Source organism: Streptomyces sp. NPDC048196 (assembly GCF_040652715.1).
GTDB lineage: Bacteria > Actinomycetota > Actinomycetes > Streptomycetales > Streptomycetaceae > Streptomyces > Streptomyces siderophoricus.
Genome location: NZ_JBEZMM010000002.1, coordinates 166,300 through 178,586, shown reverse-complemented (window position 1 = coordinate 178,586; position 12,287 = coordinate 166,300). Strand labels below are relative to the sequence as shown.

General features: G+C 68.2%; 15 protein-coding genes. 11 read left to right on the top strand and 4 right to left on the bottom strand.

Features of this window, described 5'->3' with window-relative positions; all coding sequences use genetic code 11:
- Nucleotides 1-106 precede the first annotated feature (106 nt).
- Both AB0E02_RS04490 and AB0E02_RS04485 read left to right on the top strand, forming a co-directional pair.
- Complete coding sequence (locus AB0E02_RS04490; RefSeq protein WP_362135887.1) at nucleotides 107-319, top strand: helix-turn-helix transcriptional regulator; 213 nt, start codon at nucleotides 107-109, stop codon at nucleotides 317-319.
- The gene (locus AB0E02_RS04485) at nucleotides 288-695 is read left to right on the top strand and encodes a hypothetical protein (protein WP_362135885.1); all 408 of its coding nucleotides are present in this window, start codon (nucleotides 288-290) and stop codon (nucleotides 693-695) included. The genes AB0E02_RS04490 and AB0E02_RS04485 overlap by 32 nt, the downstream gene beginning before the upstream one ends.
- A gap of 225 nt (nucleotides 696-920) precedes the next feature.
- Here the strand turns inward: AB0E02_RS04485 and AB0E02_RS04480 are convergent, their stop codons facing one another.
- A complete protein-coding gene (locus tag AB0E02_RS04480; protein WP_362135883.1) occupies nucleotides 921-2,213 on the bottom strand; it encodes a hypothetical protein in 1,293 nt (430 codons plus the stop codon).
- A 560-nt stretch (nucleotides 2,214-2,773) separates the two neighbouring features.
- Here AB0E02_RS04480 and AB0E02_RS04475 point away from each other — a divergent pair.
- The 3 genes from AB0E02_RS04475 (at nucleotide 2,774) to AB0E02_RS04465 (ending at nucleotide 4,230) form a co-directional block, all read left to right on the top strand.
- Complete coding sequence (locus tag AB0E02_RS04475) at nucleotides 2,774-3,124, top strand: peptidoglycan-binding domain-containing protein (RefSeq protein WP_362135881.1); 351 nt, start codon at nucleotides 2,774-2,776, stop codon at nucleotides 3,122-3,124.
- Between the two features lie 236 nt (nucleotides 3,125-3,360).
- Complete coding sequence (locus AB0E02_RS04470) at nucleotides 3,361-3,624, top strand: hypothetical protein (RefSeq protein WP_362135879.1); 264 nt, start codon at nucleotides 3,361-3,363, stop codon at nucleotides 3,622-3,624.
- A 192-nt stretch (nucleotides 3,625-3,816) separates the two neighbouring features.
- A complete protein-coding gene (locus AB0E02_RS04465; RefSeq protein WP_362135877.1) occupies nucleotides 3,817-4,230 on the top strand; it encodes a cytidine deaminase in 414 nt (137 codons plus the stop codon).
- 131 nt (nucleotides 4,231-4,361) lie between these two features.
- Here AB0E02_RS04465 and AB0E02_RS04460 read toward each other — a convergent pair whose 3' ends face one another.
- A complete protein-coding gene (locus AB0E02_RS04460; RefSeq protein WP_362135875.1) occupies nucleotides 4,362-4,982 on the bottom strand; it encodes a TetR/AcrR family transcriptional regulator in 621 nt (206 codons plus the stop codon).
- A gap of 106 nt (nucleotides 4,983-5,088) precedes the next feature.
- Here AB0E02_RS04460 and AB0E02_RS04455 point away from each other — a divergent pair, with 106 nt between their 5' ends.
- Together AB0E02_RS04455 and AB0E02_RS04450 are read left to right on the top strand one after the other, a co-directional pair.
- Nucleotides 5,089-5,766 (top strand): DUF998 domain-containing protein, encoded by a 678-nt coding sequence (locus AB0E02_RS04455; protein WP_362135873.1) that lies wholly within the window; start codon nucleotides 5,089-5,091, stop codon nucleotides 5,764-5,766.
- Nucleotides 5,767-5,857: 91 nt separating this feature from the next.
- Nucleotides 5,858-6,070, top strand: a complete 213-nt coding sequence (locus AB0E02_RS04450) for a DUF4287 domain-containing protein (RefSeq protein WP_362135871.1) — start codon at nucleotides 5,858-5,860, stop codon at nucleotides 6,068-6,070.
- Between the two features lie 261 nt (nucleotides 6,071-6,331).
- Here AB0E02_RS04450 and AB0E02_RS04445 read toward each other — a convergent pair whose 3' ends face one another.
- Entirely contained in the window at nucleotides 6,332-7,612 is a 1,281-nt protein-coding gene (locus AB0E02_RS04445; protein WP_362135869.1) for a GNAT family N-acetyltransferase, read from the bottom strand.
- 373 nt (nucleotides 7,613-7,985) lie between these two features.
- Nucleotides 7,986-8,639 (bottom strand): TetR/AcrR family transcriptional regulator, encoded by a 654-nt coding sequence (locus tag AB0E02_RS04440; protein ID WP_362135867.1) that lies wholly within the window; start codon nucleotides 8,637-8,639, stop codon nucleotides 7,986-7,988.
- A gap of 129 nt (nucleotides 8,640-8,768) precedes the next feature.
- Between AB0E02_RS04440 and AB0E02_RS04435 the strand changes: the two genes are divergently transcribed.
- The 4 genes from AB0E02_RS04435 (at nucleotide 8,769) to AB0E02_RS04420 (ending at nucleotide 12,046) form a co-directional block, all read left to right on the top strand.
- Nucleotides 8,769-9,731, top strand: coding sequence for an alpha/beta hydrolase (locus AB0E02_RS04435; protein ID WP_362135865.1), 963 nt, complete (start codon nucleotides 8,769-8,771; stop codon nucleotides 9,729-9,731).
- A 10-nt stretch (nucleotides 9,732-9,741) separates the two neighbouring features.
- Nucleotides 9,742-10,722 (top strand): aldo/keto reductase, encoded by a 981-nt coding sequence (locus AB0E02_RS04430; protein WP_362135863.1) that lies wholly within the window; start codon nucleotides 9,742-9,744, stop codon nucleotides 10,720-10,722.
- A gap of 15 nt (nucleotides 10,723-10,737) precedes the next feature.
- A complete protein-coding gene (locus AB0E02_RS04425) occupies nucleotides 10,738-11,187 on the top strand; it encodes a hypothetical protein (protein ID WP_362135860.1) in 450 nt (149 codons plus the stop codon).
- A 94-nt stretch (nucleotides 11,188-11,281) separates the two neighbouring features.
- The gene (locus tag AB0E02_RS04420) at nucleotides 11,282-12,046 is read left to right on the top strand and encodes an NAD(P)-binding domain-containing protein (protein WP_362135858.1); all 765 of its coding nucleotides are present in this window, start codon (nucleotides 11,282-11,284) and stop codon (nucleotides 12,044-12,046) included.
- The last annotated feature ends 241 nt before the right edge of the window (nucleotides 12,047-12,287 follow it).

Here is a 12,287-nt window from a genome sequence, read left to right as displayed (position 1 = left end):
GCACTCCCCACTGGCGGACACAGGCGCGACCTGGCACCGCTCTGAGCCCTACCCTCCTGTAAAGCATCCTTGACAGTCGCCGATGGGTGACAAGTAAGCTTTACATGTGCGGAACAGCGTCAGAGAACTGCGGTCGTCACGAGGGCTCTCGCAGGGCCAGCTAGGCACAGCCCTCGGGGTCTCACGGCAAACGATCAACGCCATCGAGACCGAGCGGTACACACCTTCCCTGCCGCTCGCCTTGTCCATGGCCACGTTCTTCAAGGTCAGCGTTGAGGAGATGTTTCATGCCAATGAAGGCCCAGCAGAGGACCGGTAACGCAGCCAGGCGGTCCGTCCCCGGCTTATTCCTCGCCGTCGGTGTCGCCTGCCTCGTGGCCGCGACTGTCGGCGGCAACCTCGCTCTCGGCCTGGTGACGTTCGGGATCCTGGCCGTCTGCAGTCTTGCCTTAGTGCTGCTGGGACGCCGCAGCGAGACCTATCAGGGCCTCACCGCGAAGGCTCCCGACGAGCGCTTCGCCCGGATCGGGGGGTGGGCCTGGGCCGGCACGGGCATCGTGCTTACCGTAGGGAATCTCAGCGCCTTCATCGGTGAACTGGCATCCGGAAGAAGCGGCGATCCGTACTTCTGGTTCGTGGCCACCGCCGCCATCACCTACATCACGTTCGTCGCCCTCTTGTCTCGGCGTACCTGAGAAGCCATCACCTCGAACGACTCGTCACCGCATGTCCGACCAGGCAACGCCATCGATCTGGTCACCGGAGGTCGGTGCCGGGCGAGGTTGAGCGGGCGCGGGCAATGGCACATGAGTCCGTGGGCCGCTTCCTGGGCGGCGGCTCGGGAATGCCCGCGCGATGCACCTGAACGCCGTACGACCATCGCTTCCTGCTCTCCGTCCTGTTCGGGCCGGCGCTCGGCGTCACACCAGGTCCGGCTTCCAGATGACCCGGTCGGGATGGACATGGGCGGTGGGAGAGAGCTCGTAGGAGCCCGCAGTAGCTCCTTCAGGGAGTACCCAGCCAACCCCCTGGTAGGCGAAAGGCGTCTGATTCCGGGGCGCAGTGCACTGCCTGGGATCAGTGATGAGGGTCTTACCTGCCGGGACGCTGAGCTGCTGGGGGTGGGGCGCGTTCGGGCACCGGTGGAACTTGGTGGCTTGTGCGTACTCCAGATGGGCCTTGACCGTGGCCTCTGCCCGACTGTGGTTGGTGATCTTCAAGGCGAAGGAGACGCGGTCGCTCTCGACACGTGTGCACACCCGCCACGTGATCGCATTCGGGCCCTGAAAGGGTGCACTGCACCGACTGTCCTCACCCAGGGCTCCCTTCTCCATGCCGGGGGGCGACATGCTGGCTTCCGCAAGAGTTCCCTGGGCGGGCGGGGCCGAGCCGGTTGGCCGCAGCCTGTGCGGGGCGTCGCTTTCGACACCTGATTCAGTGCCCACGTCCTCGTTGGACGTCGCCACTACGAGGGCAGTGATGAGGGCCGCAGCGGTGACGACAACAGCAACGGCACTGCCCAAAGCCTTGTCCCAACTGCGCTGTTCGCGTCGTGACCACTGCCTCCCGTCAGGTGGGGGCGCGCCGTGCGAGTTGCCACTGGTGGTCAGCGGCGGCGAGGGGGAAGCATCCTGCCCCATCGTGCCCGTGGACGACACGATCTGCGTGACATAACCAGTGCGTGTCTGGGGAGAGCTGGGAGTTCCTTGACATTCTGCGGCTGCCGAAGGCACCGCCATTGAGGTTGGGCTGCTATCCGGTTCCCTGTTCCCGCTCGGGCCGGCCCCGCGTGTGAGGCTCGCAAGGACCTCGTCTCGCCACCGAATTCCGCCTTCGTTTTTGAGGCGACGCGAAAGGTCGGCGATTTCGGTGCTGATCCGCGGTAGTTGCGCGGCGCTGCGACACGCCTTTTCCGAAAGAACGCGGGCGATGGCCGCGCTGTCCTCTTCGCTGGGAAGCCTGTTCCTCTTTCTGCCCACGAGCAGCTGATCACGGCCCTTGAGCCAGTATGCCAGCAAAGGCTCATCGATCTTCTTTCGGTTCTGGCCCAGGCCCTCCAGTTCTCTTCTGCCCCTCTCCAGTTCCGCGATCAGGCCTGCGCGTGTGGGCCGCTTGTCGATGTCGGTCGCTTGCCCGACCGTTGCTGCCCATGCGTCCAGAGCCTGGACTAAAGCACGTGCCAGCTCCGTGAAGAGCTCGGTCGGTTCACCCACAAAAGCCTCCGGCTGGTGAGTTCTCGTTGCGGTGCAACAGAAGGAGCAGCAGGTTACGGCGGTGCAAGTTGCAGTGCAAAAAGTGTCGCTGTTGAAGCCCTGACCCGGACCTTCGCACGGGGCAAGGTGTCTTTCGGCGGTACGGGCCGGCAGCACCGGCCTCGCCAGAACACTGAGCGGCGCTCGTACCGGAGGGCCCGGTTGCCTCCCGACCTCCCGCGGCCGCTCAGGGTCACGATCACGGTCACAGTACGAACCCATCAGAAAGGAACTGACCATGTGGAACAAGTGCCAGCGCTGTAAGGGAGATGGGAAGTGCACCACCTGTGACGGCTCCGGCTACCGGGGCGTGTGGAAGTGCGACAGCTGTCGCGGAAGCGGCGACTGCAAGGCATGTGATGGCCGCGGCTGAACGAGTCGTAGCACTCCGCCATCCCCGCAATTACATCTCGGCCACCGGCGCGCAGCCGTGGCCACCGTCCTCCCTCACCGGAGGGGATTTCCTGGGTTGGCGACTCGACCGACCAACGCATTGCCCCCTCAACTTGAAAGGAACACACATGAGAAAGCTTATGGCAACCTCTCTGAGCATCGCCGCGCTCACGGCATCGCTGGCTTTCGGAGCAGCACCGAACGCCTTTGCCGCACCCTCCTACGCCTGCCATTACGCCAGCACTGAGCCCGTGCTTTCGCGTGGTGATACGGGTGCCGTCGTAAAGCAGCTCCAGTGCGAGCTCAACAACTCGATTCTGGGTGGACGTCTGGCGGTCGACGGCAACTTCGGCAGCGGTACCGAAGCCAAGGTGAAGTACTTTCAGAGGTGCCAGGGCCTCAGGGCCGACGGCATCGTCGGCCACAAGACATGGGCCCGACTCAACCACTGGACGTCGTCCGGCGGATTCGGCTGCTAGACGCCCCCACAGCAGCTCCGGGCGGCGATGCCGCCCGGAGCCATCGGGCCGAGTGTGTTCGCGGGGGATGTGAACACCCCCTTCCACGGCGAAGCAACCATATGCGCACTGCCAGCCTGCGGGCACGGTGACCGGACGGTCACGCTGTCGGCCCTCTCAGTCCCCTGCTCGTCCGCAAGAGAAATGACCGTCTGAGGCTCGCCTATGACGGCCAAGCCGATGGCCGTACCGGGGGGGTGGCAGCCGCCATCGACCTGGACGCCTCCTGCGAGCACCCTCAGCATCCCTGGTCTGCCGCCGACTCCACCACCGATGACCGGTACCGCGCGGTGGTCCACCTGTATGCCCCGGAGGACCACCCGGACACTCCCGTGCCCTCCGGGCTCTCGGTCCGCGAACTGTGGGAGTGCCCGGTGCAATATGCCGAATTGGCTCGCAAGGGACTTGAGAACCTCGAAGACTGGCGCGTCATGCGTGGCGGCGAGGACTGGGAGGACTGAGCGCCTATCGAGGCCCAGTTCACCGCCCTGCGCTGCTTCTCGCTGGGCGGGACGGACCACGCATGCCTCAAGCAACAAGGCAGCACCATCCGCCGCCACATCACCTGGTGGAAAACTCACACCGTAGATATCCGGTTGCGCACCCTCGTCCCACGCGCCAACGTCACCTGACACCCAACGAAGGCGGAGAAGATGACCACCCAGACCCAGCACGTCGACCACGAACTCATCCAGGCTGCGGCTGAAGTCGCACGCACGCGCTGCCGGGGCGACAACCACACCATGGCGGCCGCAGCCCGTGCCCGGGACGGCCGGATCGTCACCGCGGTGAACGCCTATCACTTCACAGGAGGCCCCTGCGCTGAGCTGGTTCTCATCGGTGCGGCAGCCGCCCAGGGAGCCTACGAGCTGGACACCATCGTCGCCGTGGGCGACCGCGACCGCGGGGTTGTTCCCCCTTGCGGTCGGTGCCGCCAGGTCCTTCTCGACTACTTCCCCGCCCTCAAGGTCATCGTCGGCGAAGGTGACCGCATCCGAGCAGTCCCTGTCACCGACTTGCTGCCCGAAAGCTATGTCTGGGCCGACCACCAGCTCAAGGCCGAGTAAACCGCATCACTCAGCACGGGCTGATCCGCGTGAGAAAGGGTCGACGGCTGGTCAGCCCATGACGTGTCATGTCGGATGTCGGGTCATGTCCACAGCCACGCGAGGGGCAGCCCGTTTGGGAAGCGCTGCGGTCAGCGGTAGGCGGCGAGGAAGGCTTGGACGCCGGCGGTCGCGTAGCGGTCGAGTTCGACCTGGGTGTGCTGCGGGCTTCCGTGGAACATGGCCTTGTTCACGGGGATCCAGAGCAGCAGGCCGGAGAAGTGGTTGGCGGCCAGGTGGGGGTCGGGGATGCGGAGGAGTCCGTGGTCGTCGAGCCGTTGGAAGGTAGTGGCGAGAGTGGCCAGGATGCGTTCGAAGCCCTGCTCGTACCAGGCGGCGCCGAGTTGGGGGAACGTGTCGGCGTTGGCGATGATCAGGCGCCGTAGCTGGAGTACTTCGGGCTGGGTGAGGGCGGTCAGGAACTGGTGGGCCAGGCGGGTGAGGTTGTCCTCAAGGGCGTCGGCGTCGGCCGGGATGTCGGCCACCAGGTCGACCATGGCGTCGACGCGGTCAGTGGTGGCAAGGACGATCTCGGTGAACAGCTTCTCCTTGTCGGTGAAGTGCTTGTAGACGGTCTGCTTGGAGACCGCGGCGAGCTTGGCGATGTCGTCCATGCTGGTTCCGGCGTAGCCATTGGCCATGAACGCCCTGGTCGCCGCGTTCATGATCGCCGTGTGCTTGCGTGCCGACCGGCCTTCTTCGCTCGCAGCCATGACCCATCCTTCTCGTAAGTACTGGACAGTCTAGTTTTCTCATGGCTACTCTAGCGCCCGGCTCCGTGTGAATACCACACCGTCTAGTTCTACTCAGGGGGATTCCATGACTCAGGCCATCGACGCTCCGGCCGCTGCCGCCTTCGCATCGGCGAGACGGCCGAAGACGCGGGCACTGCTTGCGGGTGGGATCGCGGCCGGTCCGCTGTTCCTGGGTGCCGGCGCAGTTCAGGGACTTACGCGCGACGGCTTCGACTTCACGCGTAACGCGATCAGTCAGCTCAGCCTGGGCGACCTGGGATGGATCCAGGTCACGAGCTTCCTGCTCACCGGCGCGTTGGCCATCGCCGGTGCCGCCGGAATCCGCCGCACGCTGGCCGGCACGACCGAAGGACGCTGGGCGCCGCGGCTGGTCCGCGTGTTCGGCGCCTCGTTCCTCCTCGCCGCGGTATTCACCGCCGACCCGGGCGCGGGATTCCCCGCCGGCAGCCCCGATGCCCCGGCCGCCTCCCTCAGTTGGCACGGCGGGCTGCACATGCTCAGTGCCATGGTGGGCTTCCTCGCCCTGTGCGCATCCTTTCTGATGCTGGCCCGCCACTTCGCCGCCCGGCGACAGCGCGGCTGGGCCGTGGGTTCCCGCCTGGTGCCGCTCGGCATCCTCGCGGGGTTCGCCGGGTCCTCCGCCACCGTGCTGGCCTTCACTGCCGGAGCCGCCCTCGGCCTGCTGTGGCTGACCGCGACCACCGTCCGACTGGCCACCGCGACCCCGATCGCACAGAACTAGCCGTATTCGTGCGGCTGTTGAACACAAAGACAAGTTGAACGCAAAGACAACCAGCGTGAGCTCTCCGAAACGAAGAGGTAGGACAACGCCCATGACGACACCGGTGAAGGGCCCCGCCAGCTACTTCCCCTCGATCGAGAAGAAGTACGGCCGGCCGATCGCGGAGTGGAAGGAACTCATCCGCACCTCTCCCCTGACCAAGCACATGGAGCTCGTCGCCTGGCTCAAGGCCGAGCATGGACTCGGCCACGGCCACGCCAACGCACTCGTCGCCCACACCCTCGCCGAAGGCAGCGGCAAGTAGCCGTTGCATCTACGCCGCGGGACCTCTTCGGGTCCCGCGGCACGCATGCTCGGTCCCGGTGCTGTTCTTCTCTCTCCTGACCTCTCGCGTGGACTCTCTCCTGGCCACGCCCACTCCCCCCTTCGCGTGCCAGGAGCCTCCGCCCCGACGGGTGACCAGGGCCGATCCCCCACCGCACAGGAAGCAAGCACCGCTGAGGCCCCTTGCAGCCCTGTCGTAGCCCTACCAACAAGACCCGTGGCGAGGTGGGCGAGCGCGTGGTCAGAACCAGTGCAGGCAGTGCGGAGGGCGCTCGGCGCGGAAGAGGGCGTCGGCGAGGGTGGCGGCGCCCGGGCTGTGGGCCCGGATGTGTCCGGCACGTACGAGGGTGCTGGGGGTGGTGCCGCCGAGGTAGACCGAACCCAGGTCGCTGATGTCCAGGGACAGGTCGGGCGCCCGGTCCGTCGGGACGCAGTCGGCCTTGCCGTCGCGGACGGTCAGCAGGTAGCGGTCGCGCTCGCCGAGGAACGGGTCGTCGACGTCGAGGACGAGCTCGCCGTCGGTGGACCAGCCGCGCGCGGTCAGCGCACGCGGGACGTCCAGCAGCCGTACCCAGAGCCAGTCGGTGTCGTCGCTCACCTGGCCGGCACGGAAGTCCGCGAACTGCCAGCGCAGCGGGTGCTCGGGCGGGACGTGCTTGAACACGACCTGAGTGACCAGGTCGTGTCCGAGCACGAACCGGGCCAGGGCCGTGAAGACGGTGTCGTCGGTGGCGATGGTCTCGTCGACCGTCAGGGTGCTGGACTCGACCGAGTAACTGGCGTAGCCGTCCGGGATGCCGTCGGCGTCCCGGTGGACGGCGACGTAGCGCGGCGCCGAAGAGACCGGCGGCTGGCCCGCGCCCAACGCCCACCAGCGGTGCGGCCTGGAGAGCGCACCGGGCTGGGCGCGGCGGTACCGGTCGTAGACCTGCTCCAGGATCTCGCCGCACTCGGCACGCCGCAGCAGCTCGACCGAGCCGGTGTCCGAGCCCATGCCTGAACCCATGCCTGAGCCTATGTCTGAGCCCGTGTCCGATCCGGGCGCTGGGGTGCCGGCCGTTCCGCGCGCCCGGGTCGGGGCGAAGGCGGCCTGGTGGCGCGGCACAGTCAGCTGCTGCGTGTAGGTCGCCGGTCCGTAGCCGAACCTGCGGTAGATCAAGGCCTCGGAGGCCAGCAGTACGGAGAGGAACTCCCCTCGGGCCCGGAGCTCGGTGAGTTGATGCCGCATCATCGCGCTGAGCACGCCCTGGCGTCGGTGCGAGGGCAGAACGCCGACGGCGGTCACCCCGGCGGCCGGGGCGAGGATCTCACCGGGCAGCGTGAGCTCGAAGGAGTACGCCCCGGCGGTGCCCACGGGCCGCCCGTCCGCCGTCATGGCGAGCAGGTTGCGGTCCATTTCGAGCGCCGACCACCAGAGTCCGCCGCCGCCCTCGGTCGGGGTTTCCGGGAAGCGTCCGAACGCGGCATGGACTGTGTCGACGAAGAGGTCGAGGTCCTGGTCAGTCGTAGGACGGATCTCCATTGCTGCTGCAGCCTCCCCGGGTGCCGGCACCACGCCTCGTGGTGTCCCGCCACAGTGCAACGTTGACCCTTTGGCCAGGTCAAACGAATTACGGCGGGGCCCGCGGACCGGTCACAACACAACCCGGTCACAGCGCAACCCGGTCAGGCCGGTTTCAGCACAGCCCGGTCACAGCACAATCCGGCCAGGCCGGTTTCAGCACAGCCCGGTCACAACCCAGCCCCGAAGGTGAGTTGGGTCGCCGGCGGTCGGCGGCGGTGATCCCAGGCATGAGCGAAGGCTCGGCCATCCGGGCGGCCACCCGGCAAGCGCCAGGCAGGCCACCCGGCAAGCGCCAGGCCCGCATCGTCACCCCAGCCGGCCGTCAGGGCCGTCAGGGGATCTGTGCCTCGATGTGGGCGAGTTGGGCGGCGAGGATCTCCTCGAATGCGGCGCGGCGGTCCGCGCCGAGGGGGCGGATGTCGCGGGCGAAGTGGGCCAGGGCGGGGAAGCGTTCGGGGTCGGCGCCGAGCACCGCGACGCGGAACTGCTCCATGCCCTGTTCGTACTCCTTGGGGGTAACGGTGCTGATGCCGGCCTCGGAGGAGATCAGCGCGGCGAGGAGGATCACGATGCGGTGGTAGCGCGCCGGGATCTCCTGGTCGGGCAGGCCGGATGTGCGCAGGGCCTGTAGCACCTCCTCCATGACCAACCGGGATCCGGTGCCGCCGGACCCGTAGCGTCCCCAGATCGCGGCGAGTTGGGGTTGCTCGCCGAAGGCCTCGCGCAGGCACAGGGCCAGGGCGGTGACGCGCTGCTTCCAGTCACCCTCGGGGCGGTAGCCGTCCATGGCGGCCAGCAGGATCCGGTCGGCGACCGCGCGCAGCAGTTCGGTCTTGTTGCGGAAGTGCCGGTAGAGGCTGGAGGAGTCGGTCCCGAGCGCGGCGGCGAGCTTGCGCACGCTGAACGACTCGGCGTCGCTCGTGCGCAGCAGTTCTGCCGCCGTTTCCAGGATCTCCTCGGTCGACCATCGCCTTCGGCCTGTCATTTCGCCCCTCTCGTCGGTACTCAGCCTAACTCATGCACTTGCTGATGCACGCACCGCGTGCATAATGAGGACAACCTGCTGCCGACCGCACCGACACACCTGGCCTCAGGCCGGGAGGGAGAAGGAGACATGAACGAGATCACCACCGCGAAGCGGCCGCCGGAGCCGGACTTCTCGGCGATAACGACCGAGGAGCTGATGGCCTACCGCGAAGCGGAGAACCGCTTCCGGGCATCCAACGCGGCCCGGGCGATCACCGGGGAGCCGGACCCCGGCGCCGCGATCGATTGGCAGGAGATCGCGCTGCCCGGCCGCGACCTCCCGGTCCGGGTGTACCGGCCGGCGCCGACGGGCGACGACGAAGCCGCCACCCGAACCGATCTGCCACTTGTGGTCCATGTCCACGGAGGCGGCTTCGTGGGCACGGCGGTGCAGTGCGACTGGACCAACAGCCACCTCGCCGCCCAACTACCCGCGCTCGTCGTCTCGGTGGAGCACCGCCTCCTCGCCCCCGGCAGCCCGCTCGCGGACGCCGCCGACGACGGCTGGGAGGTACTTGACCACGTGCTGCGGCACGCCGCGCAGTGGGGCGTCGACCCGGCCCGCACGGCCGTCTTCGGCGAGAGCTGCGGCGCGCTGATCAGCGCCCTGACAGCCATCCGGGCCAAGGAGGCCGGCCTGGAGCTCCAGGCGCAGGTACTGGTCAACCCCGCAGTCGACGTGACCGAGACGATGTTCGACTACGCGTCGATCGCCGAGTACGCCTACAGCCCGACCCTGGCCCTGCCGCAGCTGCGGCTCGTCCAGCGGCTCGCCGTCCCGCCGGGAACCGACGCCGGCACACTCTCGCCGCTGTACGCGGACGACCTGAGCGGCCTGGCCCCGGCGCTCGTGGTGGTGCCCACCCAGGACGCGGTCGCCGATCACGGCCGCCGCTACGCCGAGCGGCTGCGCGCGGCTGGGACGTCCGTGCGGCTTTCCGAATTCCCGGGCGCGAAGCACGCGTTCCTCACCCTGCCCGGCGTCGAACCCCAGGCGAAGGCAGCCCAGGCGGAGATACTCCAGTTCCTCCGCGCGGCCCTGGCGAAGTGACGGAGGAACGATGCCCACCACCACTCTCGGGCAGGACGGCCCTGCGGTATCCCGGCTCGGCCTCGGCTGCATGAGCATGGCCGGCAGTTACGGCACCGCCGACCCGCACGAGGCCGCAGCCACCCTGCTGGAAGCCCTCGACTCCGGCGTCACGCTGTTCGACACCGGCGACTTCTACGGCGACGGAGCCAACGAGGAACTCCTCGGCCAGACCCTCGCACCGCACCGCGACCGGGTGGTGCTGGCCACCAAGACCGGTGTCCGTCGCACCGCGGACGGCCTGGTCCCCGCCGGTTCACCCGAGCATCTGCGACGTGCCTGTGAAGCGTCCCTGCGCCGACTCCGCACCGATCACATCGACCTGTACTACCTCGCCCGCATCGACCCCGCCGTCCCCGTCGAAGAGTCGGTCGGCGCACTGGCCGAACTGGTCGCCCAGGGCAAGGTGGGCCGCATCGGCCTGTCCGAAGTCTCCGCCGCCACCCTCCGCCGTGCCCACGCCATCCACCCGATCAGCGCCGTCCAAACCGAGTACTCGCTATGGGAACGCCATGTCGAGAACGACATCCTGCCCACGATCCGCAGTACCGGCGCCACCCTGATCGCCTACAGCCCGCTCGGCCGCGGCCTGCTCACCGGGGCCGTCCGCGCCACCACGCGCTACGAACCCGGCGACTTCCGCGCCACCGCTCCCCGCTACAACGGCGACGACCTCAAGGCCAACCTGGCCATCGTCGACGCACTCACCCACCTCGCCGCCGCCAAGAACGCCACCCCGGCCCGGATCGCCCTCGCCTGGCTCCTCGCCCGCGGCAGCGACGTCATCCCCATCCCCGGCAGCTCCCGCCGCCCCCATCTGCGCGACAACCTGGCCGCCCTCGACCTGCACCTGACCGCCACCGACCTCGGCGCCATCGACGCCGCCGTCCCCGACACCGGGGCCCAGGGAGCCCGATACGGCGACCACGGCATCGGACTGATCGACCAATGAAGGAGAAGCGCCTTGATGACGAAGCCAGCCCATGAGCGAGGGGCGCTCGGAGCGATGTACGCGGGCCTTGCGCTCACTGTCCTCGCGACGATCGCCCTGTACGTCGACCGCGGCACCACCCATCTGCTGGCCGACCACATCCGGGCCGGCTATCCCACCTACCCCCGGACGCGGGTCGACGCGGCCGTCACCACCTACCTGATCGCGTTGTCCGCCATCGGAGCGCTCGGCGCCCTCGTCTGGCTCGCGACGGCCAGGGCCGTCAAGGCAGGCAAACGGTGGGCCCGCCCCGCCGTGACCGTGATGTTCGTGCTCGGCACCAGCGTCGGACTGACCGGGCTGCTCACCAAGGACACCTCCGGCGAGACCGGCCTACCGCCGGCGCTGGGCTGGGCCGGGATGATTCCCTGCCTGGCAGGAGCCGTGGAGGTGGCACTGCTCTGGAGAAGACCGCGGCTGACGTAACCTCAATTCTCCATCCGAGCTCGCACTTGACAAGCAGACAGCGACCAACCCGACGACACAGGCCCGCACCAACACGGGCCTGCAGGAGGACACAGTGAAGCGCATCGGCATCATCGGAGTGGGCGAGATCGGGCGGGCCCTCGTCGAGGGCCTGCGGCACGGGGGAGGCGCGTCGTCGGAGATCTTCCTCTCCCCCCGGGGAGCCCGCACCGCCGCCGAGTTGTCCGAGCGCTACGAGGGCGTCCAGATATGCGCTGACAACCAGGAGGTGGTGGACCGCTCCGAGCTGGTGATCATCGCCGTACGCCGCCAGGGCCATCAGGAGGCGCTCGCCGGACTGAAGGTCGACAACGACAAGATCGTGGTCAACCTCATGGCCGGCGTTGCCACGGACGACCTGCGGCGGACCCTCTCCACCGGCGCCCCGATCGTCCGCGCCATCCCGCTTCCCTCGGCGCGCGAGTGCCGCTCCGTCACAGTGACCTGCCCCTCGCACCCCCTCGTGGACGCCCTCTTCGAGCAGCTGGGCGGCGCGCTCCCCGTCACGGACGAGGCCGCCTTCAACGTGTTCTCCGCACTGACCGGGACGCTCACCACCCACTACACCTACCTCGCCACGCTCACCTCGTGGGCCGCCGGCCACGGCATCGCCCCCGACGCCGCCGACCGCTATGTGCGCGGTCTCTTCCAGAACGTCGGCCGCTCCCTGGGCGACGGGACCCGCCCCCTGCACCAACTCGCCGCCGACCACGAGACACCGAAGGGCAACAACGAGCGCATCCGCACCACCTGGTTCGATCCGGCCAACGCCGCAGCTCTCAAGAAGGCCCTGGACGGTCTCCTCGCCGATCTGAAGTAAGAGCGCCCGGCAGGAGGCGTTCACTTGAGGCACTTCGTCATGGGGCAGCCGTGTGGGGCGACGCTCTGTACGTCGATGAAGGCCGGGGTTCGCGACAGTCGCGGGGGCGTAGCCTACGCCGCTGGGAAGAGGATGAGGTCGTACGTCAGGCCCACACGCTCCCGCGTCGCGGGCCCAGGCCGCACCTCGCGCCAGCCCCGGCTCCACATCTACGACTGACCGGACGGCAGTGTCGCACAGT